This is a genomic window from Corynebacterium sp. LK2590 (genome assembly GCF_040946105.1).
Taxonomy (GTDB): Bacteria; Actinomycetota; Actinomycetes; order Mycobacteriales; family Mycobacteriaceae; genus Corynebacterium.
Genome location: NZ_JAYWMH010000002.1, coordinates 283,804 through 306,930 on the forward strand (window position 1 = coordinate 283,804; position 23,127 = coordinate 306,930).

General features: G+C 66.5%; 17 protein-coding genes. 6 read left to right on the plus strand and 11 right to left on the minus strand.

Going from position 1 to position 23,127, the window contains the following annotated elements; translation table 11 throughout:
• The first annotated feature begins 82 nt into the window (after window positions 1-82).
• The 3 genes from VVR85_RS03975 to VVR85_RS03985 are packed head-to-tail and all read left to right on the plus strand — an operon-like array spanning window position 83 to window position 3,792.
• A complete protein-coding gene (locus tag VVR85_RS03975) occupies window positions 83-1,177 on the plus strand; it encodes a hypothetical protein (protein ID WP_368519657.1) in 1,095 nt (364 codons plus the stop codon).
• The gene (locus VVR85_RS03980; RefSeq protein ID WP_368519658.1) at window positions 1,167-2,396 is read left to right on the plus strand and encodes a beta-carotene 15,15'-monooxygenase; all 1,230 of its coding nucleotides are present in this window, start codon (window positions 1,167-1,169) and stop codon (window positions 2,394-2,396) included. Before VVR85_RS03975 ends, VVR85_RS03980 begins: the two co-directional genes overlap by 11 nt.
• Window positions 2,389-3,792, plus strand: a complete 1,404-nt coding sequence (locus tag VVR85_RS03985; RefSeq protein ID WP_368519659.1) for a multicopper oxidase domain-containing protein — start codon at window positions 2,389-2,391, stop codon at window positions 3,790-3,792. The genes VVR85_RS03980 and VVR85_RS03985 overlap by 8 nt, the downstream gene beginning before the upstream one ends.
• A gap of 162 nt (window positions 3,793-3,954) precedes the next feature.
• Here VVR85_RS03985 and VVR85_RS03990 read toward each other — a convergent pair whose 3' ends face one another.
• The 6 genes from VVR85_RS03990 to VVR85_RS04015 all read right to left on the minus strand — a co-directional run bounded on the left by VVR85_RS03990 (window position 3,955) and on the right by VVR85_RS04015 (window position 13,515).
• On the minus strand, window positions 3,955-4,965 hold the full coding sequence (locus VVR85_RS03990) for an HNH endonuclease signature motif containing protein (RefSeq protein ID WP_368519660.1): 1,011 nt from the start codon (window positions 4,963-4,965) through the stop codon (window positions 3,955-3,957).
• 238 nt (window positions 4,966-5,203) lie between these two features.
• Window positions 5,204-5,992: a respiratory nitrate reductase subunit gamma gene (gene narI / locus VVR85_RS03995; RefSeq protein ID WP_368519661.1), complete on the minus strand. Its 789-nt coding sequence runs from the start codon at window positions 5,990-5,992 to the stop codon at window positions 5,204-5,206.
• Window positions 5,993-6,001: 9 nt separating this feature from the next.
• Window positions 6,002-6,805 carry a nitrate reductase molybdenum cofactor assembly chaperone gene (gene narJ / locus VVR85_RS04000; RefSeq protein WP_368519662.1) on the minus strand — a complete coding sequence of 268 codons (804 nt, stop codon included), beginning with the start codon at window positions 6,803-6,805 and terminating at the stop codon, window positions 6,002-6,004.
• A 12-nt stretch (window positions 6,806-6,817) separates the two neighbouring features.
• Window positions 6,818-8,410, minus strand: a complete 1,593-nt coding sequence (gene narH, locus VVR85_RS04005; protein WP_368519663.1) for a nitrate reductase subunit beta — start codon at window positions 8,408-8,410, stop codon at window positions 6,818-6,820.
• Window positions 8,410-12,150: a nitrate reductase subunit alpha gene (locus tag VVR85_RS04010; protein WP_368519664.1), complete on the minus strand. Its 3,741-nt coding sequence runs from the start codon at window positions 12,148-12,150 to the stop codon at window positions 8,410-8,412. Before VVR85_RS04010 ends, narH begins: the two co-directional genes overlap by 1 nt.
• Before the next feature lie 30 nt (window positions 12,151-12,180).
• Window positions 12,181-13,515: an MFS transporter gene (locus VVR85_RS04015; protein WP_368519665.1), complete on the minus strand. Its 1,335-nt coding sequence runs from the start codon at window positions 13,513-13,515 to the stop codon at window positions 12,181-12,183.
• 248 nt (window positions 13,516-13,763) lie between these two features.
• On the opposite strand from VVR85_RS04015, the gene VVR85_RS04020 reads away from it, so the two are divergent.
• Complete coding sequence (locus tag VVR85_RS04020) at window positions 13,764-14,240, plus strand: molybdopterin-binding protein (protein WP_368519666.1); 477 nt, start codon at window positions 13,764-13,766, stop codon at window positions 14,238-14,240.
• Here the strand turns inward: VVR85_RS04020 and VVR85_RS04025 are convergent.
• The 5 genes from VVR85_RS04025 to VVR85_RS04045 all read right to left on the minus strand — a co-directional run bounded on the left by VVR85_RS04025 (window position 14,190) and on the right by VVR85_RS04045 (window position 19,594).
• Complete coding sequence (locus VVR85_RS04025; protein WP_368519667.1) at window positions 14,190-14,801, minus strand: molybdenum cofactor guanylyltransferase; 612 nt, start codon at window positions 14,799-14,801, stop codon at window positions 14,190-14,192. The two genes, VVR85_RS04020 and VVR85_RS04025, sit on opposite strands and share 51 nt — an antisense overlap.
• 3 nt (window positions 14,802-14,804) lie before the next feature.
• A complete protein-coding gene (gene moaC, locus VVR85_RS04030) occupies window positions 14,805-15,284 on the minus strand; it encodes a cyclic pyranopterin monophosphate synthase MoaC (protein WP_368519668.1) in 480 nt (159 codons plus the stop codon).
• A gap of 32 nt (window positions 15,285-15,316) precedes the next feature.
• A complete protein-coding gene (locus VVR85_RS04035; protein WP_368519669.1) occupies window positions 15,317-16,588 on the minus strand; it encodes a molybdopterin molybdotransferase MoeA in 1,272 nt (423 codons plus the stop codon).
• Between the two features lie 22 nt (window positions 16,589-16,610).
• Complete coding sequence (gene moaA / locus VVR85_RS04040) at window positions 16,611-17,726, minus strand: GTP 3',8-cyclase MoaA (protein WP_368519670.1); 1,116 nt, start codon at window positions 17,724-17,726, stop codon at window positions 16,611-16,613.
• A gap of 83 nt (window positions 17,727-17,809) precedes the next feature.
• Window positions 17,810-19,594, minus strand: coding sequence for a long-chain fatty-acid--CoA ligase (locus VVR85_RS04045; RefSeq protein WP_368519800.1), 1,785 nt, complete (start codon window positions 19,592-19,594; stop codon window positions 17,810-17,812).
• Between the two features lie 598 nt (window positions 19,595-20,192).
• Here VVR85_RS04045 and rho point away from each other — a divergent pair.
• The gene (gene rho / locus VVR85_RS04050) at window positions 20,193-22,049 is read left to right on the plus strand and encodes a transcription termination factor Rho (RefSeq protein ID WP_368519671.1); all 1,857 of its coding nucleotides are present in this window, start codon (window positions 20,193-20,195) and stop codon (window positions 22,047-22,049) included.
• On the plus strand, window positions 22,049-23,125 hold the full coding sequence (gene prfA, locus VVR85_RS04055) for a peptide chain release factor 1 (protein WP_368519672.1): 1,077 nt from the start codon (window positions 22,049-22,051) through the stop codon (window positions 23,123-23,125). Before rho ends, prfA begins: the two co-directional genes overlap by 1 nt.
• The last annotated feature ends 2 nt before the right edge of the window (window positions 23,126-23,127 follow it).

Genomic DNA, 23,127 nt, shown 5'->3' on the forward strand with positions numbered 1-23,127 from the left:
GGGTAAAAGCGGGGACGTCCACCGGGGTGGCCGGCGCGCGTGGGGTTTCCGCCGGGGCGGGGGAATTAGTACGATAAAACCTGTGCAAAAAGACCGTGTAGCCTACCGCGTGGTGTTCCTCGCCTTCGCCGGGGTGGCGCTGCTGGCTGGCCTGGCGGCGGGGGCCTCCCTGCTGGGGGTGTTCAACGCCGCGGCGCCGGTGGCGGATCTGCACGGCCCGCTGATGGTCTTCGGCTTCGTCGGCGGGGCCATTGGGCTCGAGCGCGCGGTCGCGGTGCGGCGCGCGTGGGCCTGGGCCGGGCCGGCCGCCCACGTCGCGGGCGTGGTGACCCTGTTGGCGCCGGCGGTGGCGGGCACCGAGCTGCCAGCGCTGGTGCCCGGGGCGCTGTTCGCGGCGAGCTTCGGCGTGCTCGGGGCAATCTACGTGGCCATCTACCGCCGCCAGCCGACCGTGTCGGTGGTCGTGCAGGCAGCCGGCGTCGTGGCGGCGGTGATGGCGGCGCTGCTGTGGGGGATGACCGGCCGCTTCGCGGAGGTGTTGCCGCTGGCGGTGGCCTACGTGGTGGCCACGATCATCGGCGAGCGCATGGAGCTGGCCCGCTTATCGGTGTCCGGCACCCGCGCCGAGATCCAGCTGACCTGGCAGGTGCTGGCGATGGTGCTCGCCGCCGTCGTCTTTGCCGTCGCCCCGCGGCTGGGGCACGTGCTGGTCGCGCTCGCGCTTATCGTGGCGGCCACGACCGCGCTGCGCGTCGACGTGGCCCGACACCTGGTGCGCTCGCGGGCCCTGCCGCGGTACTCGGCCGCGTGCATGCTGGGCGGCTATTTCTGGCTGGTTGTCGCCGGCTTTACCTGGCTGGCCTACGGCGTCGGCGCGGAAGGCTATGCCTACGATGCCTCCGTCCACGCCGTCTTCTTAGGCTTCGTCATGTCCATGATCTTCGCGCATGCACCCATCATCTTGACCGCCGTGGTCCACCGCCGGCTGCCGTACCACCGGGCGCTCTACGTCCCCGTGGTGCTCCTGCACGGCGGGCTGGCCACGCGCCTGGCCGGGGACTTTCTGGCCCAGGACGCGATTTATACCGTCGGCGGGGTGATAACCCTCGTTGCCGTGCTGGTCTTCGTGGACACCGGGCTGGTGTTGACCCTGCGGGGTGGTCGCCGTGCAGCTTAGTCTCGGGGTAGTCAGCGACGTCTCCCTGCGGGCGAGGTCGCGGTGGCACACGGCCGCCGGCGCACTCATCGGGGCCTGGATACTGGTCGGCTGGGCCGTCGCGGTGGCCTACCACTTAGGCGGGCCCGTGGTCTGGTGGGATTTCATCCACACCTTCACCCTCGGGGCGGTCACCACCGCCATTCTGGTCTATTCCACGCACTTTACCGAGGCATTAACCCGCACGCCGACGGCCCAGTACCGCGGCGTGGCCACCCGCGTAGCACTCGTCCAGGTGGGGCTGCTGGGCCTGCTGGCGGACCGGGCCGGCTATTCCTGGTCCTGGCTTTCCGATGCCTCCTGCGCCCTCATCCTCCTCGCCGCCGCGTGGCAGGTGGCCGTCATCGTCTCCCGCCTGCGCCGATCCCTTGCCGGTGCCTTCGCGGTGACGGTGCCGTACTACGTGGCGGCGTTTGGCTGCTCCATCGCCGCGGTGGTGCTGGCGGTGCTGGCGGGCAGGGGCATCGGCGGCTATACGGGGCTGATTGCGGCGCACTCGCGGCTGATGGTCTGGGGCTTTGCCTGGCTGACCATCCTGGGCACGGTGGTGACCCTGCTGCCCACGCTCACGGGCACGGCGATTAGCCAGGCCGCGCGGGCCCGGTGCACGCGGGCCTTAATCGTCCACGTTGTGGGGCTGGCGGTGGCCGCGGCGGGGCTGGTCGCCGGGGCAGGGCTGGTCGCAGGCTTCGGGATGGCGCTGGTGGCGCTAGCCAGCGGCATGCTCGTCGTGGCCGTGGTGGGCTCCGTCCTCGCCCAGGGGCCGGGGCTTAATACCGCCAGCCTGTCCGTACTGTGCGGCCTGGGCTGGATGTGGGCGGTCAACGCCGCCGATGCCGCCAGCCTGGCAGCCGGCGCCTTCCCCCGCGCCATCACGCTGCAGCTGCTGCCCGTCTTTCTGCTGGGCGGTCTGCTGCAGCTGGTGACCGGGGTGCTGCACCACCTGCTGCCCACGCTGCGTGGCGGCGGGCCCGCGGTCGTGGACCGGGCGCGGAGAGCGGCAGACACCGGAGGGGCCGCCCGCCTGGTCTGCCTCAACGTGGGCGCCGGGCTGGTCCTGGTAGGCAACCTCGGCGGGCCCGCCGGCCCGGCCGGTCTCATTCTGGTCGGGCTCGCGCTACTGGCTAATGTGGTGGTTATCGCCACCGTTGTCGTAATTGTTGGGAGAAAACATGACTAAGCAATCCACGCCTCGTGGTGGCACGAGCACCCAGGAATCGGCCGGCTGGGCCGCCTGGGCCCTCATCGGAATCGCGGTCGTCGCCGTGGTCATCCTGGCGGTGGTCACCACGACCTCCGCCGGCAAAGAGACCGCGACGGGCGGCGATCAGCCGGTGGCCGCGACCGGCGACGTCGTCGAGGTTGACGTGAGTGTGGAGGGTATGGCCTTCGTGCCCAACAGCGTCGACGTGCCGGCCGGGTCGCAGCTCAAGGTCAACTTCACCAATACCGGCGACCAGGTCCACGACCTGAAAATCGGCGAGGCGGAAACCGGCCGCGTCAACCCAGGCGACTCGGTGGTGCTGGATGCCGGCGTGATTTCCGCCTCCGTGGAGGGCTATTGCACCATCGCCGGGCATCGTACGCAGGGCATGACCTTCGACGTCGTCGCTGGTGATGCGCCAGCGGGCGGCAGTGGGGCATCGGCAAGCGCGGCAGGCGGGGCGAACCCGCACGTGGACGTGCCCACGGCCGCCGAGCGCCAGAGCGACCTAGGGCCGGGCTTTGCGGCCTTCGACCCGCACCTGGAGGCCGCCCCGTCCGGGCGCGTGCACGAATACACCTGGGTGATGACCGAGGAGATCCGCGAGGTCGCGCCGGGCGTGGAGCAAAAGCAGTGGCTGTTTAACGGGCAGGCGCCCGGGCCGACGCTGCGCGGCCAGGTCGGGGACACGTTCCGGATTACGCTGCGCAACGAGGGGCATATGGGTCACTCGGTGGATTTCCACGCCGGCGAGGTCAACCCCGACGAGGCGATGGCGACCATCGACCCCGGCGAGGAGCTGGTCTACGAATTCACCGCGAAGCGCTCCGGGATTTGGATGTACCACTGCGCGACGGCGCCTATGACGCTGCACATCGCCAACGGGATGACGGGCGCGGTCATCATCGACCCGCCGGAGGAGTCCCAAGATGCCTTGTCGGACGTCGATGCCGAGTACGCCCTCGTTGCCAGCCAGCTTTTCCTGGGCGAGCGCGAGGTCGGCGCGGACGAGGAGCGCGTGGCCGCCGGCAATTACGACCTTGCGGCGTTCAATTCCTACCCCAACCAGTACGAGCAGCGGCCCCTGCGGGCCAAGGTGGGCGAGACCATCCGCATCTGGGTGCTGAACGTGGGACCGGACGAGTCGCTGAGTTTCCACGTCATCGGCGAGGTCTTCGACACCGTCTTCAAGGAAGGGCAGTACCTCATCCGCGACGCCGAGGACACCGGCTCGCAGGCCGTCGACTTGGCAGCCGCCCAGGGCGGGTTCGTGGAGATGACATTCGATGAGCCGGGGACGTACACGTTCGTCAATCATGCCCTGACCAACGCGGAGAAGGGCCAACGCGGACAGATTGTGGTGACCGAGTAGGCGGGCACGCCGAGTAGGCGCTACGGACGTGGTCCGTGGCGCCTTTTCGCGTATTTTGGCTGGGTGTGTTCCTTGGGATGTCCCCTCGCAGCCTGGTCTCGCGGCTGCGTTCTCGTTCCTTGTCCCTCGGCTGACTTCATGTCAGCCGTCAGCCGTTAGCCGTCAGCTGTTAGGGCCGCCGCCCCAGGGCGGATCCCACGTGACTTTGCCGTGTCTTCGATTGACCCTTCCGTGTCTGGGGTAGGCCGGGTCGTCATCATTCCAAGAGTTGTGGAACTCGCACAACAAGGTGAGGTTCTCTTGGTTGGTTTCACCACCATCGACCCACGGGTGGATGTGGTGGACCTGGCACTCATCGGCCGGCTTGCGGCAGTTCGGCCACGCGCAGGTGGTGGTCTCCGCCTTCGCCATGTCTTTTTGTTTGGGTGAGGCGTGGCGTTGGTAGCGGTATTGGTTGACCGGACCCCGCCTAGGGTCCACCAGGGTGGCCAGGCCCGCATCCAACAAGCATTGGCGGACGTATTCGGCCCCGGTCATGGTGGTGCCGTTGGTTAGCTGCAGGGTGATTTCGTCCCCGTCACCGGCAAGGATGCGTACCCAGTCGGGCAGGGGGGTGACCACGTGCGTGGCCTTGGGCTGCTTGTTCAGTCCGCCGCTGAACAAGGCCTCGACGTCGGGGATGGTTTTAATACTGGCCCAGAGGTTTTCCACCAACTCCGGGTCACCGGTAACAGAAAAAGTACTCGGTCCGTCTTTGCGGCGGGTCACCCGCACGCCTTCGGCTGGTGGGGCCGGGCGGTTAAGCTCCAGGACCTTTTTGTTAGCCAGTCTGCGTAGTTGTTTGGTGGTGCCGGGTGTGTTGCACAGTTCGATGAGCATGGCCCAGGCGTGGCCTTTGTGTCGGACCCGCCGGAAGGCATTGTCCAACACCAGCAAAGTATCTAAGTGGTGTCCGGATTCCGCGGCGCCTTTCCTCGCGGCGGCTTGCTTCCTCGTGTAGGTGGTGTGCCCGAAGAACGTCTGGCAGGCGCGGTAGTGGGCGGCCGCGGCAACGTCGGACATGACAGCCCTCAGGGCAGGCAGGCTCAGCTCGCGGCACAGGCCCAAGTAGGAGATCCCGTCCGCGAAGATGGAGTGCGCTGCTTTCAAAGTGTCCATGGCTGTCGTCGTCATGCCCCACACGCTAGAAGCCCGGCTCAACCCCTACAAGGCCCGGAAACCCAATCTGTGGATAACTCGGGACAAAGTAGCCATCCTGCACGGACCCCGAAACAGCCGAAAACGCCCGTTTTTGCGGTGCCACCTGCCTAAGGGCCGAAAAATGGTGCAATGTGACCAGGTAGCCGCAGGGAGGCATCGTTAGGCACAAAAATGGCCCCCGCACGCGGCGGGGGCTGTGGACAATTCCGGTCTAGGCGCCGTGGGACGGCGTTTCGTTCTTATCCAACTGCGCGCGGTGGGAACGCACCGGCTCCCAAGCGACGTGGCGGCGCATGTCCGTGGTGCGCTGGTCGCGGGAACGGTAGACCACGTACGGGCGCGTCACGTACCCGACGGGCGCGGAGAAGGCGTGCACCAGGCGGGTAAACGGCCAGACGGCGATGATGGTAAAGCCCGCCAGGACGTGGACCTTGAACTGCCACGGCACATCGGCCATCAGCTCGGGCTGGATGTTAAAGATGAGAAGGTTACGCAGCCAGGGCGCGATGGTCTCGCGGTAGTCATAGCCATGGGTGCCGGCCAGGTCGAAAAGCTGCAGAGTAAAGGTCGCGATGGACCCGGACAGCAGAGCCAGCCCCAGCAGGACGTACATGACCTTGTCGGACGTGGAGGTCGACAGGAAGACGGAACGGTTGACCACGCGGCGGTAGACCAGCCCAGCAAAACCGAGCAGCACGGCGACCGCCGCGAGCGAGCCGGGGATGGTGGCGATCCAGTGGTAGACGTGGTCGCTGATGCCGACGGCGCGGGTCCAGGACTTGGGCATCGCTAGCCCCATGAGGTGGCCGATGATGACGAAGACCATGCCCCAATGGAACAGCGGGGAAGACAGGCGCAGCAGCTTGGACTCGTAGATCTGGGTCGAATGGGTAGTCCACCCGAACTGGTCGGAACGCCAACGCCAGAAAATACCGACGACGAACGCGGCTATCGCGAGCCAGGGGAACGCTCCCCAGAGAAAGTTGTTGAAAGTATCCATGGAAAGTCCTTAGACCGAATTCGGCTGAGCGGTTGGGAAGGGCAGATCCGCGATCCCGACCATCTCAGCGGGTGGGCCGGTGCGAATGAGATCGACGTATTTCTGGGCGGTGTCCGGGTCGACCTTGGGCAAAGACTTGCACAGGGCCGTCACCAGGCTCAGGTAGGGCGAGTTGACGTGGCCGAGGGCGGCGCGCAGCACCTCGATGCCCTCCCGGTAGCTAGCCACCATCTCCACGGCGCTGTCGTGGTCCTCGCTGAGCGCGAGGGCCTCCAGGACGACGCAGAGGTGGTCGGGCAGTTCCTCGTCGCTAACGACGAAGCCGAGGGCTTCGAGCTGCTGGCGGAAGGACAAGATAGCCATGCCGCGCTGCCGGGTGTCGCCGACCGCGTAGTAGGACAGGAAAAGCGAGCAGCGACGTCGCTGGTCGAAGGTCTCGACGTAGTGCTCCTCCATCCCGCGCACCCCGGCGGAGCGGGCCCAGGTGGCGAAGTCCACGAAATCGCTGGCGATGGCCAGCGGCAGCTGATCCAGCTGCTCCTCGACGGTCTCGAGCCGCTGCAGGAAATCCGGCTGCGGGTAATTGAGCAGCACCGAGACCGCCATGGCGATAATACGGCGCTGGTCTACCGAGACCTTTACCGGGGCGATGAACTCGTCGGGAAGCTTGCCGGTGTGGGTGCGGATGGCACGCTCGACGTCCTTGGCACCCCCGCCGCTACCGATGCCGGCTGGCGTCCCGAAGCCGGCCACGGCATCAACAGCCGGTGGGCGGCTGGGGGCGCGGCGGGCGAGTTTGTCAAAGATATTCATGGCTGGCCTCGCTTAGTCCTTCGGCGGGAACATGGAATCGGGGCGGTCGCCGGTCCAGGACAGGAGGGAGACCTTGCCGCTGGGCGCGCTGCCGTGGGTGCAGGCCTCCGGCGCGCCCATGCCTAGGTCCTGGAACGTGTCGTTCAGGTTGCGGGCCGGGTCGACGCCGCCGAAGGGATCCAGCGAGCTGATGCCACGCGGGGTCTCCGGCGAGGCGGTGGGGATGACGTAGCGGTCGTCGTACTTGGCGATGGAAAGCAGGCGGTACATCTCCTGCATCGTGCGCCCGTCCATGCCGACCGCCTGCGCGATTTCTTCCTGCGGCTCGTTACCTAAGTTGATGTCGCGCATATACGAGCGCATGGCCACCAGCCGGCGCAGCGCCTTTTCCACCGGGACCGGGTCGCCGGCGGTGAACAGGCCCGCCAGGTAGTCCAGCGGGATGCGCATGCGCGACAGGGCGGTAAACAGGATCTTGTGGTCCTCGCCGTCGTTGCCGGAGGCGGTCACCTGATCGACGATGGGTGAGAGCGGCGGGATGTACCAGACCATGGGCAGCGTGCGGTACTCCGGGTGCAGCGGCAGCGCGACCCCGTACTTGAAGATGAGGTCGTAGATGGGGGAGTTCTGTGCTGCGTCGATCCAGGAGTGCGGGATGCCCTCGCGCTGGGCGGCCTTGACTACCTCGGGGTCGTGGGGGTCGAGCATGACCGACTTCTGGGCCTCCAGGAGGTCCTGTGGGTCCTCGGTGGCGGCGGCTTCCGCGACGCGGTCGGCATCGTAGAGGATGACGCCCAGGTAGCGCAGGCGGCCCACGCAGGTCTCGGAGCACACCGTGGGTTGGCCGACCTCGATGCGCGGGTAGCACAGCGTGCACTTTTCGGCCTTGCCCGTCTTGTGGTTGAAGTAGACCTTCTTGTACGGGCAACCGGAAACGCACATGCGCCAGCCGCGGCAGGCGTCTTGGTCAACCAGGACGATGCCGTCTTCGGTGCGCTTGTACATCGCCCCGGACGGGCAGGAGGACACGCAGGTCGGGTTCATGCAGTGCTCGCAGATGCGCGGCAGGTAGAACATGAACGTGTCTTCGATCTCCTTCTTCACGTCCAGGTTCATCTCGTGCAGGACAGGGTCGTTGTCCATGGTGGCGGTGGACCCGCCCAGGTTGTCGTCCCAGTTGGAGGACCATTCGACCTTTTCGATGGGGTGGCCGTCGATCTGGGAGACCGGCTTGGCCGTCGGCTGGGTCTTCTGCCCGGCCTTGGCGCCCATCAGGTCCTCGTACTGGTAGCTCCACGGCTCGTAGTAGTCCTGGATGGTCGGCAGGTTGGGGTTGTGGAACAGGGTGGCCAGCTTCTTGAGCCGGCCGCCGGCCTTGGGCTTGAGCTTGCCGGAGCTGGTGCGCTCCCAGCCGCCCTTCCATTTCTCCTGGTCCTCCCAGCCGCGCGGGTATCCGACGCCGGGCTTGGTTTCGACGTTGTTGAACCAGATGTACTCGGTGCCTTCGCGGTTGGTCCATGCCTGCTTACAGGTCACGGAGCAGGTGTGGCAGCCGATGCACTTGTCGAGGTTCATGATCATTGAGATCTGAGCCATGACCTTCATTAGTAAGACACCTCCTGGGAACGGCGGCGGACGCGGGTGACCTCGTCGCGGTTATTGCCGGTGGGCCCGATGTAGTTGAAGTGGTAGGTAAGTTGGCCGTAGCCGCCCGCGATGTGTACCGGTTTGATGGAAATGCGCGTCAGCGAGTTGTGGGTGCCGCCGCGGCGGCCGGTGTGCTCGTTGAGCGGGGTGCCGACGGTGCGCTCCTGGGCGTGGTTGCACAGCATGGTGCCTTCCGGGATGCGGTGGGAGACGATGGCGCGGGCGCTGACGACGCCGTTGCGGTTGTAGACCTCGACCCACTCGTTGTCTTTGACGCCGATCTTTTCGGCGTCCTTGTTGGACATCCACACCACTTGGCCGCCGCGAGAGATGGACAAAACGTGCAGGTTGTCGAAGTACTGCGAGTGGATAGACCACTTGTTGTGGGTGGTCAGGTAGCGCAGGGTGACTTCGGCCTCGCCGCGCTCGTTGTTCAACGTCTGGCCGGGGGCGTGCTCGCCGTGCAGGTGGACGTGGTCCAGCGGCGGGCGGAACACGGGCAGAGATTCGCCGTAGTCCATGAACCAGTCGTGGTCGAGGTAGTAGTGCATGCGGCCGGTCAGCGTGTGCCAGGGCTTGTCGAACTCGACGTTGATGGAAAAAGCGGTGTAACGGCGCTTGTTGCGCTTGTCGGCAGTCCATTCCGGCGAGGTGATGACCTCGGTGGGCCGTTCCTTGATGGAATCCCAGGTGATGTGGACGTCGGCATCGGAAGCACCCAGCGGGGTGAGGTCCTTGCCGGTGCGCGAGGACAGGAACTCGAAGCCCTGCTGCGCCAGCTCACCGTTGGAGACGCCGGACAGGTGCAGGATGGCGTCGATGACCTTGGTGTCCTTGGTCAGATCGATGAGCTCGCCCTGGGAGGTCTGCGAGGTGCCGCAGATGAGCTCGAGCTCCTTGACCTGCTTATCCACGTTGAACTTGGTGCCGTGGACGCCGGTGCCGGCCTTCGCGGGCAGCGGGCCTAGGTGCGCCCACTTTTCGTAGATGCGCGTGTAGTCGCGCTCGACGACGTGTAGCTTCGGCATCGTTACGCCGGGGACCAGCCCGACCTCGTCGATGTCCGGGACAATGCCGTTGGGCATGCCCAGCTCGTCCGGGGTGTCGTGGTGGCTCGGCTGGGTGATGACATCGCGCTGGGTGCCCAGCCACTTGACGGCCTTGTCGGAGAGCGCGGCGGCCAGGTCCTGGAAGACCTCGAAGTCGGTGCGCGCCTCCCACGGCGGGTTGATGGCCGCGTTGAAGGAGTGCAGGTAGGGGTGCATGTCGGTCGAGGACATGTCGTGCTTTTCGTACCAGGTGGCAGCCGGCAGCACGATGTCGGAGACCAGCGTGGTCGAGGTGTTGCGGAAGTCCGTGGTCAGCATCAGGTCGAGCTTGCCCTCGGGGGCCTCGTCGACCCACTTGATGGTGCGCGGGCGCTGCTCCGGGGAAAGCTCTTCGGCGGTAGCGTCCGAGTCGATGCCCAACAGGTGACGGAGGAAGAACTCCGTGCCCTTGGCCGAGGAGCCCAGCAGGTTGGTGCGCCAGTTGAGCAGGATGCGCGGCCAGTTTTCTTCCGCCGAGGGGTTGTCGTGGGCGAACTCCAGGTCGCCCTTTTCCAACTGCTGGACCACGTAGTCGTTGATGTCTAAGCCGGCGGCGTCCGCCTCGTCGGCCAGCAGCAGGCAGTTGCGGTTGAACTGCGGGTATGCGGGCATCCAGCCGCGGCGCATGGCCTCGGACATAGTGTCGGAGACCATCTTGTCGCCGATCGCCCCGCGGCTGGCCAGCGGGGAGCCCAGCTGGGAAGCGCGCGAGTTGTCGTAGCGGTACTGTTCGGTGGCGAAGTAGTAGAAGCCGGTGGAAATCATGTGGCGCGGGGGACGCTGCCAGTCGGTGGCCATGGCCCACTGGGTCCAGCCGTTGACTGGGCGCAGCTTCTCTTGGCCGACGTAGTGCGCCCAGCCGCCGCCGTTGACGCCCTGGGTGCCGCACATCGAGGTCAGCGCTAGGAAGGTGCGGTAGATGTTGTCGGCGTGGAAGTAGTGGTTCACGCCCGCGCCCATGATGATCTGGGAACGCCCCTGCGAATCCGCGGCGTTCTGCGCGAATTCCCGGCCGATGCGGATGGCCGCGGCGGCGGGGACGCCGGTGAGCTCTTCCTGCCAGGCCGGGGTGCCGACCTCGCTGGCGTCGTCGAAGCCGGTCGGCCAGCTACCCGGCAGGTTCAGGTCCTCGCGCGGGACGCCGTAGTGGGCGAGCATGATGTCGTAGACGGTGGTGACCAGCTTGCCGTTGACCTCGCGCACGGGCACGCCGCGGTGGACCACCCCGGCGCCAACCGGCTTGCCGGTGCCGATATCGGCCGGGTCGGTATCCAGGTCGAAGCGCGGGAAGAGGACCTCGGCGGTGGAGAAAGAATCCGTCTCCGCCACGGACATGACGGGGTCGACGCCGTCGAGGGAGAGGTTCCACTTGGCAGAATCCATGTCCCAGCGATCGGCGACGGTGCCGCCCGGATCGACCACGCGGCCGTCTTCTTCCATGACCAGGCCACGGTGCGTGGCGTTGGGGCTGTCGGCCAGGGCGGCATCGTTAGTCTGGGAGGCCGTGAAGAACTTGCCGGGGGTATAGGTCCCGTCTTCGCGCTGGTCGAGGGAGACCAAGAACGGTGCGTCGGTGTACTTGCGCATGTAGTTCAGGAAGTACGGCTCTTGGCGGTCGACGTGGAAGGTCTTGAGGATGACGTGGCCCATGGCAAAGGCCAAGGCGGCGTCGGTACCCGGCTCGATACGGGCCCATTCGTCGGCGAATTTGGTGTTGTCGGCGAAGTCGGGGGAGACCACCACGACCTTGGTGCCCTTGTAGCGGGCCTCGACCATGAAGTGGGCGTCCGGGGTGCGCGTGACCGGGATGTTGGAGCCCCACATCATCAGGTAGGAGGAGTTGTACCAGTCGCCGGATTCGGGGACGTCGGTCTGGTCGCCGAAAGTCTGCGGGGAGGCCGGCGGCAGGTCCGCGTACCAGTCGTAGAAGGACAGGGCGACGCCGCCGATCATCTGCAGGAAGCGGCTGCCGGCGCCGTAAGAGACCTGGCTCATCGCCGGGATAACCGTGAAGCCGTTAATGCGGTCGGGGCCGTACTTGCGGATGGTGTAGACGTGCGCGGCCGAGGCCATGTCGATGGCCTCCTCGTAGGAGATGCGGATAAGTCCGCCTTTGCCGCGCTGGGAGATATACGCCCGGCGCTTGTCGGGGTCTTCCTGGATGGCCTTCCAAGCGAGCACCGAGTCGCCGTGCTTCTGCTTTTCCTCGCGGAACATGTCCACCAGAACGCCGCGGGCATACGGGTAGCGCACGCGGGTCGGGGAGTAGGTGTACCAGGAAAAGGAGGCGCCGCGGGGGCAGCCGCGGGGCTCGTATTCCGGGGTGTCCGGGCCCGTGGTGGGGTAGTCGACGGCCTGGGACTCCCAGGTGATGACGCCGTCCTTGACGTAGACCTTCCAGGAACAGGAGCCGGTGCAGTTCACGCCGTGGGTGGAGCGGACCATCTTGTCGAAGGCCCAGCGGTTGCGGTAGAAGACGTCGGCCTGCCGGCCGCCCTGCAAAAAGACCTGTTGGCCGGAAGCCGAGGCCTCGCCGCGGCGCAGGTAAGCGCCCAGTTTAAATAGCGGGTTGAGCTTGCCGTTTTCGGGAGCGGGGACGTGAGTAGTCATGGGGGTAAAACTCTCTGTTGGGTGCGGGGTTTAGCCAGGGTACGGGGCGTTCGGGCGGGCGTAGAAGACCCAGACCAGGACCGTGGTGATGGCGAAGTAGACCACGCAGCCCCAGAAGAAGGCGGCCATGGGCATAACCGACAGGAGCATGCCGACGACGAACGGGCCGAAGGCGCCGATGGCGCCGGTCCAGCCGACCACGCCGCCTGCCTGGCGGGGCGGGAGGATCATCGGCATCTGCTTGAAGGTGCCGGCGTTAGCCAGGCCGGTGAAGAAGAACATGATGAGCATGCCCGCCAGGAACCACCAGAACTGGTCCGGGGAATCCGGGTTCAAAAACAGCGCGGAGAACGCGGTGAAGATGGTCATGCCTAGGCAGCCGATGAAGGTCCAGATGGCGCCGCCGAACTTGTCGCAGAGCGGGCCCCAGAGTGCGCGCACGAGGGCGCCGAGCAGCGGGCCAATGAAGGCGAAGGCGGCGCCGCGGGGCAGGTCGTCGGGGTTCATGACCTCGGCGAACTTGGAGGTCTGGCCGTAGAGGTCGTTGATCATCAGGGCGAACTGGGCGGCGAAGCCGGAGAAGGCGCCGAAGCTCATCAGGTAGACGACGGTGAGTACCCAGGTGTTGATGTTGCCGAAAATGTCGATCTGCTGGCGGAAGTTCGCCTTGACCGGCACGTCCTTGAGCAGCGTCCAGGCCAGCACGGCCATAACGATGGTCCAGGGCACGAAGAAGATGGCCGGGGAGTGGACGAAGATCGCGGTCTGGTCGGGCAGGCGCTGTGGGGCGACGAAGCCGATGCCGATGAGGCTGAAGCCCATCAGCCACGGGGCGACCAGTTGGATGAAGGAGATGCCGAAGTTGCCCAGGCCGGCCTGCAGGCCGAGCGCGGTGCCGGACATCCGCTTCGGGAAGAAGTAGCCGGTCGACGGCATGAGGCCGGAGAAGACGCCGCCGCCAATGCCGGAGGCAAAAGAGATGGCGAGCAGCTCAGCGAAGGAGGCATCGGGGCGCTGCACGACCGAGAACCAGCCGAACATCGGCAGCAGGAACAGCAGCGCGGAGAAGGTCACCAGCTTGCGGGTGCCGAGCACCGGCGGCAGGAACATGAAGACCAGGCGGAAAAGCCCGCAGGCGAGTCCCGAGACCGCGGTGAGCGCGTAGAGCTGGCCGGAGCTGAGAACGAAGCCGATCTCGTTGAGGATGGGCGCGATGGCGGAGACCAGATACCATGCGGCAAAGCCGATGAACAGGGTGGTCGTCGAAATAATGAGCGTGCGCCAGGCAATCTTGGAGTCCCAGTGCTCGGAATCCTCTGGATCCCAGCCCTGGATGACTTTGCCTGAGGTGTCTAGCTGAGTCATGGGGTGTCCTCAAAACATCTCGAAGGAATAGCTGAATATCAATCTATCGAGTATTAGACTCAGAAGAGGAATTTGTACGGAAGAATCTGGGTTTATTTAGGAAACGTTAATGTTGCACATTTCCTTGCCTTCCGGTTCGTGCTGCGTAAGCCGCTGAGGGTTCCCTTAGCTGGGAAAATAATTCCCACAGTGATTTTTCTCACGGGTGTAGTAGAGGAGGTGGCCGAATGGGACGCCAGGAGGCACCAATGCCTGAGTTGCAGGCCGCAGTCATCGTCGCGTCGAACCGCATCAAGGAGGGCTCAAAGCCCAACAAGGCAGGTCAACGCGCGGTGGAGCTATTGACCAACCACGGCGTGGAGGTCACGCTGAAGCAGTGCCTCAACGAGGGAGCCGCGAACTTAAGGCCAGCGCTGAGTCAGGCAATTGAGGCAGGCACCGACGTGGTGCTCGTTATCGGCGCGACGGGGATTTCTCGCGATAACGACACCCCGGAGGTCACGGAAGAATTCATCGCGGCGCGTATGTGGGGGCTGGAGACTCAGGTCCTGCTGGAGGGCCTGAAAAACTCGCCCCGGGCGGGCTTGTGCCGGGGCATCATCGGCGTTACCGCGTGCCCGCCGGGGACCTTGCTGGTCAATTCCGCGTCTTCGGTCGGGGCGGTCGAGGACACGCTAGCGGTTGTCCTGCCCCTGCTGAAGGACATCTTCCGCGAATGCCGCTAGCTCCTGGGGAGTGTCGTAGTCGCGCTCGGCGCCGGTGCCGGGGACTTCGATAACCCGGGAGCTGTGGCGCGCCTGGCGCAGCAGCCGGCGGGCGGAGGTGTTGTGCACGCCCGGCAGCCCGGCGAGCGCGCGGCGCAGGTGGTCGGCCTTCCACAGCGAGCACAGCGGCTGCAGGAAGCCGTCGGCGCTGCGGACGATGGCGGCGTCGGCATCATCGGCCATAAGCCCTTGCCAGAGGGCGGGGAGGAGCTGGGCGGAATCCGGGGCATCGACGCTCAGGACGGCGATGTAGTCGCTGTGCAGGGCCTGTGCACCGCGCGCGATGCCGGCGACGGGGCCGCCGAAGAGCGGGTTCTCGCAGACCTGCGGCAGGCCCAGGGGATAGGGCGAGACCACGATGCGCTTGCAGTGGTAGGGCAGCTGGCCCAGCACGCGGTCGACGAGTCGCTGTCCGGAAACGCGCAGGCTGGCCTTGTCGACCCCGCCCATGCGGCGGCCCCGGCCGCCGGCCAAGACGAGGACGCCGAGCTGGCCGGTAAGGGGACAAGCAGGCAGAGCCATGGCTTAGGCCTCCGGCAGGGTACGGGACCAGTCGCCGGAGCGCCCGCCGGACTTGGCGACGATTCCCGTCCGCCGGATGAAGGCGGAACGGTCCACGCCCTTGACCATGTCGATTACCGCCAGCGCAGCGACGTTCACCGCGGTCAGGGCCTCCATCTCCACGCCGGTGCGGTCCGCGGTGCGCACGGTGGCCGAAATCGCCACGCAATCATCCTTAAGCTCCAGGTCGACGCGGCAGCCGTGCACGCCGATGGTGTGGGCGAGCGGCAGCAGCTCCGGGACCTTCTTGGCCGCCGCGATGCCGGCCACTCGTGCCACAGCCAGCACGTCGCCCTTGGGCACGGTGCCGTCGCGCAGCGCGTCCATGACCTCCCGGGAGCAGGCCACCTCGCCCTCGGCGGTGGCGGTGCGCACGGTCGGCTTCTTCTCGGTCACGTCGACCATGTAGGCCTCGCCGGCCTGGTTGAGATGCGTAAACTCCATTGCTCGTCCTTTCTCCTTTAACTAAGACTCGTCTAGAACCAGGTGATCTCGACAGTATCGCCCGCCCGCGGCCCGGCGGCGTGGGCGTCAAGGCCCACCATCCCCGCGGTGCCCGCCAGGTTAGCCACCATGTGGGAGCCCAGCCGCCGCCCGTTGAAGGGGAAGGCGGCAGGCGGGTTGTCCGCGTAGTCCACCCGGACCGGCAGCCAGGCGGGGCGGTCGCGGGTGTCCGGGAAATTCTCGCCCGCCCGGACTATCCCGCGGCGGCGCAGGGCCGGGTGCGGGTCGCCGCGGAGGGCGCGCAACGCGGGGGCGACGTAGAGGTGGAAGGAGACGAAGGTGGCCACCGGGTTGCCCGGCAGCGAGATCATTGGGGTCGAGCCCCAGATGCTTACTCCCTGCGGGGCGCCGGGCTTCTGGTTGACGTCGCCGAACCAGGCATTGCTGGCATGTGCCTGGGCGCTGGTGTGCACGATGTCGAAGGCCCCGGCCGAGACCCCGCCGCTGGTGATGATGAGATCGTGGGTCTGGGCCGCCTCCTTGGTCAGGGCGACGAAGGAATCGCTCCGGCCTGCGGCGCCGTCGCTATCCCCGGCGTGTAGGTGTGTGAGCTCGACGGGCCCGGAGTCCCGCACGAGCTGGGCCAGCATAGGCCGGTTGGAATCCGGGATCTGGCCAGGCCCCAGCGACCAGGGGCCGTCGCCCAGGCTGACGAGCTCGTCGCCGGTGGAAATCACCGCCACCCGCGGGGTGCGGTGCACGGGCAGTGTGTTAAGGCCCGCGGAGTGGCAGGCGGCGATGACGCCGGGGTCCACGCGGGACCCGGCGCGAACCGCGATGTCCCCGACGGCGAGGTTATCGCCGGCCCGGCGGATGTGGGGACGGGCGGGATCCGCGCCGGTGATGGTGACCGTCTCCGGCAGCGGGGTGGGCCCGGCGGGGATATTGGTCAGTTCTACGGGCACGACCACGAGCTCCGGATCGAGCGGGTCGGCGATGGGGGCGCCGGTCATGATCCGCACCGCCGCACCCGCGGGCACCTCTTGCGGTGCGCTGCCGGCCGGCACGTCGCCGAGCACCGGCAGCGTGGCCGAGCCGGAACCCAGGTCGGCGCGGTGGACCAGGAAGCCGTCCATGGCCGAGTTGTGGAAGGCGGGCACGGGGATGCGGCAGGTGGCATCGGCGGCGCAAAACAGGCCGCTGGTCAGCTCGTCGGCGGCTACCTCCACGGCCGGGAGGGGCCCGACGAGGCCGAGGATGCGGGAGAGATGCTCGGCGACGGAGCACGAAGAAGGATGGTGCATAACGGGTACTAGCTTAAGGTGGCTACCCGCCGATGGCGGACATCGGCCGGTCCGGCTGCAGGAAGCCCTCGTCGTTGACGCCGTGGCCGGGCAGCTTGGCCCACATCTCGCCGGCCCAGGCGGCCATGAGCGCCTCGTCGGAAGCGCCCTGGCGCATAAGATCGCGCAGGGAGGTCTCCGAGTTGCCGAAGAGGCAGTTGCGCACGGCGCCGTCGGTGGTCAGGCGGGTGCGGTCGCAGTCGCCGCAGAAGGGGTGGCTGACCGAGGCGATGATGCCCAGCTTGCCGCGCGTGCCGTCGGGGCAGGTCGCCTCCCAGAGCGCGGCGGGCGCCGATCCGCGCGGGGCGCGGGCCGGGCGCAGATCGAAGGCGGATTTCAACTGGTCGAGGATGTCGTCCGCGGTGACCATGGTCGAGCGATCCCACTGCTCGCGCGGGCCCAGCGGCATCTGCTCGATAAAACGCAGCTGCGCGCCCTTGTGCAGGGCGAAATCGGCCAGCTCGACGATGTCGCCGTCGTTGATACCGGGCATGACCACGGCGTTGATCTTGACGGGGTGGAGGCCGGCGGCGAGGGTGGCATCGATAGCCGCGAAGACGGAATCGAGCCGGTCGCGGCGGGTGAGCTCGGCGTAGGCCGCGTGGTTGATGGTGTCCAGCGAAATATTGACCCGGTCCAGGCCGGCGGCCTTGAGCTCGTCGATGCGCTTGTCCAGGCCCAGCCCGTTCGTCGTCAGCGCCGTGCTGGGGGCGCGGCCTTCGTCGGTGCGCAGCTTCTTGGTGGCCGCGATGATCTCGGCCAGCGACTTGCGCAGGAGCGGCTCGCCGCCGGTGAAGCGGACCTGCCGGATGCCCAGGCGCTCAACGGCCAGGCGGATGAGCCGGATGGTCTCGGCGTCGTCGAGCTTGTGCTGGTTAGGCATCCAATCCAGGCCCTCGGCGGGCATGCAGTAGGTGCACCGCAGGTTGCAGCGGTCGGTCAGGGATACGCGCAGATCCCGGGCGACGCGACCGTATTTGTCCACCAAAGCCCGGTTGCCGTTCGCGTCGGCGGGAGCCAGGTCCGCGGCGGCCTGCGGGCGGCCGGCTACGCGCGGGGTGGGCAGCAGCACCTTCGGGGCGGAAGAACGGTCAGTCATATTCTCCCAACTCTATGCGTTGTGCGGACAGGACTACCAACCACAACGGCACGCGCAGGTCAGCTATTCCTTCCCGTCGGGTTTTAGGTCAGCCGCTGGTCCGGATCGAGGGTGGCGTTGTCATCAATCTGGTTGGCCTCGCCCGGGCCGGCCAGGCGGATGATGTTGTACTCGCCCTCGGCCAGGTGGGAGCGCAGATCCTTCTTGTCGAACTTGCCCACCGAGGTCTTGTCGATGGACTTGATGAACGTCCAGTACTCCGGCAGCATCCAGCCGGGTAGCTCGGAACGCAGGTTCTCGCGCAGGCTCTCCGCGGTCTCGATGGTCGGGTCGATGTCGTGCTGGAGGACGGTCACCGCCAGCGGGCGCTCGCCCCACTGCTTGTCGGGGTAGCCGATGACGGCGGCCTCGATGACCCGGTCGTCGGCCATGATGAGGTTTTCCAGCTGGACCGAGTAGATCCACTCGCCGCCGGAGCGGATGACGTCGCGGGCGCGGTCCTCGATGGTTAAGAAGCCGTCCTTGGTCACCGAGCCGACGTCGCCGGTGCGCAGCCAGCCGTCGGCGGTGAACTTGCTGGCCGCGTCCTCGGTGCGCTTGCCGCGGAACTGGGAAGCCGCCCCGCCGGACTCCGCGGCCGGCGAGTGGTAGTACGACTCCGTGACCAGGTTGCCGCGGACCTGGATCTCGCCGGCGTTGCGGTCGGTCTTGGAGACCACCTGCCCGTCGTTGACCACGCGGTATTCCAAGCTAGTGGGGAAGCGGCCCTGGGAGATGCGGTAGCCCCAGCGGGCGTTGCCGCTGGCGCCCTGCGGCGGGCGCGCCACGGTGCCCACGGTGGTCGTTTCCACCATGCCCCACACGTGCACGACGTCGACGCCGAAGCGCTCCTCCCAGACCTTGATCACCTGCGGCGGGACGGGGGAGCCGCCGGCGTAAATCTCGGTCAGCGACATGCGCTCCGGCGGGTGGTGGAGGTAGTGGACGAAGAGCTGGATCCAAATCGTCGGCACGCCGTGCGCCACACGTGGGTGGGTAGAGGCGATGAGCTTGGCCAGGGTGGGCGCGGAGACGTCCGAGTCCGGCAGGATGAGCGGGGTGCCCGTCATGAAGGCGGCAAAAGGCACGCCCCAGGACAACACGTGGTAGATGGGGATGCAGCACAGGAAGGATTCGCCGTGCGTAATGGCCAGGCTGTCTGTGGTGCGCAGCAACATGGAGGCCAGATAAATGGAGCGGTGGGAGTAGACCACGCCCTTGGGCGCGCCGGTCGTGCCGGTGGAATAGCACAGGGCCGCGGCCGCGGACTCGTCCAGGACCGGCCAGTCGTAGCGGGTCGATTGCCCGTCCAGCAGGGCTTCGTAGGAGTAGACCTCCACGCCGCGGGGGAAGTAGGGGCTTAGGTGTTCCACCCGGCCCGGGCCGGTGAAGACGACCGCGCGGACGGTCTCGGTGCCGGCCAGCACCGCGCCCAGCTGCTGGGCCAGGCGCGGATCGGCGACGATGACCTCTATCTCGGCGTGGTTGACGATATGCCGGATCTGGTCGTTCATCAGCTGTTTGTTCAGCGGGGTAAAGACCGCGCCCTTGCAGGAAACGGCGAACATCACCTCTAGGTGCTCCGCGCAGTTCCACAGAAAAGAGCCGACGCGCTCGTCGCCGGTGATGCCCAGCTCGTCGTGGAGCACGTGGGCAAAGGCCGCCGCCCGCGCGCCGATGTCCGCGAAGGTGCATTCCTCGGCCGCCCCGGCGCCGTCGGGGGCGTGCTCGCCGTGCCACGTGGTGACCTTGGTCTGGCTGTGGACGGTCGCCCCCTGCTCCAAGATACGGGAGATGTTGAGCGGGACTTCCTGCATGGTGGAGTGCATGGTCACTATGATAGCCACCTCCTTCGGCCCCGGGGTGGGGTCGGTACCGAAGAAGGCAAATTCTTGCGCTATACTGTCTGAGGCTGGCTGAGCTGCTTGAGCGTTTGAGCTACGTGAGCTGCCCTAAGTTGAACAGTAAAGCATCATGTGCTCGGGCCTGCTCGTGCAGTCGAGATGCGTTGTCCCTGGGCTTTGACCCTGCAGAATGGGTCGAACCACAGCCCGCGCGCTTTTATGGGTTAGTTCTGCCAACGCCGTGCACATCGCGCAAGGTTTAAGGCCGGCCCGCAGGGGACGACGTGGTTCCTGCCGAGGAAAAGAAGGGCAACCTGGTCCCTCGCGGACTATTGGGCCCCTTCCAGTCCCCACCGGCACTGCGCGCCCTCGAGTTAGCTCGAGGTCCAAGACAGTGTGCCGCGGGGTGTACAGGCAGGCTAGCCAGAGTTTTATCTTTTAACTACACAGTCATTTCCAGAGTGCCTAGCCGGCAGACCCAGCTGAGTGGGAACACCGGCCCGGTGACACGCGGCACGACCGCCCGACCGGGCACGCTGGGCACCCAGAATCATCCGCTGGGAAAAGCGACGAAAGGACTTCCGTGAGCGATACGGAGAATATCTCGCCTCAAGAACTGGCATCCCTGAAGCTGCCACAGCTGCGCGAAATTGCCGCCCAGAAGGGGCTGCGCGGCGTCAGCGCTCTCCGCAAGGGCGCTCTCATCGAGGCAATTACCACCGGCAAGAAGCCGGCCGCCGCCAAGGCCGCTAAACCGGCGAAGGCTGAGGCCCCGGCCAACCAGGCTGACGATGCCGCTGATGCCGCACCACGCGACGATCACCGTAGCTCGCGCCGCGATGACAATCAGGGCGACAGCGACAAGAAGGGCGAGAAGAACGCCGACAAGAACAACGGCAATGACGAGCCGCGCTATGAATCCCGCGCCCAGGCTCGCCGGGCCCGCCGTAACCGCGCGCGCCGGGGTGGGCGCGACGATCACGACGGCAACAACGGTAATGGCAACAACCAGGACCAGGGCCGCGACAACCGCGACAACCAGGATGATTCCCGCAACGGCAACAACGGCGGGAACAACAACGGCAACGGCGGTAATAACGGCAACCACGGCAACAACAACGGCGGCAACAACAACCGCCGCAACAACGGCGACGATGACGAGCGCGGCGGCCGCCGCGGGCGTCGCAACCGCCGCAACCGCCGCAACCGTGGCGGCGGCAACGACAACCGTGGGGGTGGCAACGACCTGCAGATCCGCGAAGGCGATGAGCTGCAGGCCGTCGGCGGAATCCTCGAGGTAGTCGACAACAACGTCGCCTTCCTGCGCACCACCGGCTACCGCGCGGCGAACTCGGACGTCTTCGTCAACCAGAACCTGGTCCGCCGACTGGGGCTGCGCTCCGGCGACGCGGTGACCGGCCAGGTCAAGGTCGCCGGCGCCACGCACACCCACGGCAACGGCCGCAACCGCCGCAAGTACAACCAGCTGGTGCGCGTCGATACCGTCAACGGTATGGATCCGGAAGAAGCGAAGCAGCGCCCGGACTTTGCCAAGCTGACCCCGCTGTACCCGAACCAGCGGCTGCGCCTGGAAACGGACCCGAAGGTCCTGACCACGCGTGTTATCGACCTCATCATGCCGATTGGTAAGGGCCAGCGCGCCCTCATCGTCTCCCCGCCGAAGGCCGGTAAGACCACCATCCTGCAGAACATCGCCAACGCGATCTCCATCAACAACCCGGAGTGCTACCTCATGGTGGTGCTCGTCGACGAGCGCCCCGAAGAGGTCACCGACATGCAGCGCTCGGTCAACGGCGAGGTCATTGCCTCCACCTTCGACCGCCCGCCGTCAGAGCACACCTCGGTCGCCGAGCTGGCCATCGAGCGCGCCAAGCGCCTGGTGGAGCAGGGCAAGGACGTCGTCGTTCTGCTGGACTCCATCACCCGCCTGGGCCGCGCGTACAACAACTCGTCCCCGGCCTCCGGGCGTATCCTGTCCGGTGGTGTCGACTCCAATGCCCTCTACCCGCCGAAGCGCTTCTTGGGCGCGGCCCGCAACATCGAAAACGGCGGCTCGCTGACCATCATCGCCACGGCCATGGTGGAAACCGGTTCCACCGGCGACAACGTCATCTTCGAGGAGTTCAAGGGTACCGGCAACGCCGAGCTGAAGCTGGACCGCTCCATCTCCGAGCGCCGTGTCTTCCCGGCCGTCGACGTGAACCCTTCGGGCACCCGTAAGGACGAGCTGTTGCTCGTGCCGGAGGAGCTGCGCATTATGACTAAGCTGCGGCGCATCCTCGCGGCCCTGGACTCCCACCAGGCCATCGACCTGCTCATCAAGCAGCTAAAGAAGACCAAGTCCAACGGCGAATTTCTCATGGGCGTGGCGCAGTCCGCGCCGATGGTCGCTGACAAGGACGAGGAGGATTACAAGTAATGGCTAGCCAGGTTTCGCTGGTCGACGACATCGTCTCCGAATACCAGGGTCTGGAAATGCAGATGGCCGACCCGGAGGTCGCCGGCGACCAGAACCAGTTCCGGAAGCTGTCCAAGCGCTACGCCGAGCTGCGGCCCATCATCCAGGTCAACGACGAGCTCAACCAGGCTCGCGCCGACCTCGAGGACGCGAAGGAGATGGCCTACGAGGACCATGACTTCCAGGCCGAGGCGGACCGCCTGGAGGGCGAGGTCGTCGAGCTGGAAGAAAAGCTCGCTGACCTGTTGGCCCCGCGCGACGAGCACGACGCCGAGGACATCATCATGGAGATTAAGGCCGGCGCCGGCGGGGAAGAGGCCGCGCTTTTTGCCGGCGACTTGGCCCGCATGTACGAGCGCTACGCCGACAAGACGGGCTTTAGCTGGGAGGTGCTCGGCCTCAACGAGTCCGACCTGGGCGGCGTGAAGGACATGACCATCTCCTTCAAGTCGAAGAACCCGTCCCGCGACGGCGCGTGGTCCGTCTTCAAGTTCGAGGGCGGCGTCCACCGCGTGCAGCGTGTGCCGGTGACCGAGTCCCAGGGCCGCATCCAGACCTCGGCGGCCGGCGTGCTGGTCTACCCGGAGCCGGACGAGGTCGAGTCGGTCAATATCGACGAAAAGGACATCCGCGTCGACGTCTACCGTTCCTCCGGTAAGGGCGGCCAGGGCGTGAACACGACGGACTCCGCCGTGCGCATCACGCACCTGCCCACCGGGCTCATCGTCACCTGCCAGAAGGAACGCTCCCAGATCCAGAACAAGGCGCGCGCCCTGCAGGTGCTGCAGGCCCGCCTGGATCAGATGGAGCGCGAGGCCCGCGAGGCCGAGGACGCCGAGCAGCGCGCCTCCCAGGTCCGCACCATGGACCGCTCCGAGCGCATCCGCACCTACAACTGGCCGGAAAACCGCATCACGGATCACCGGATCGGCTACAAGGCCAACAACCTGGATTCCGTGCTGGACGGCGACATGGGCGATCTCATCACTGCCCTGCAGAACCAGGAGCGCGCCGAGCGCCTCGAGGCCGAAGGCTAGCA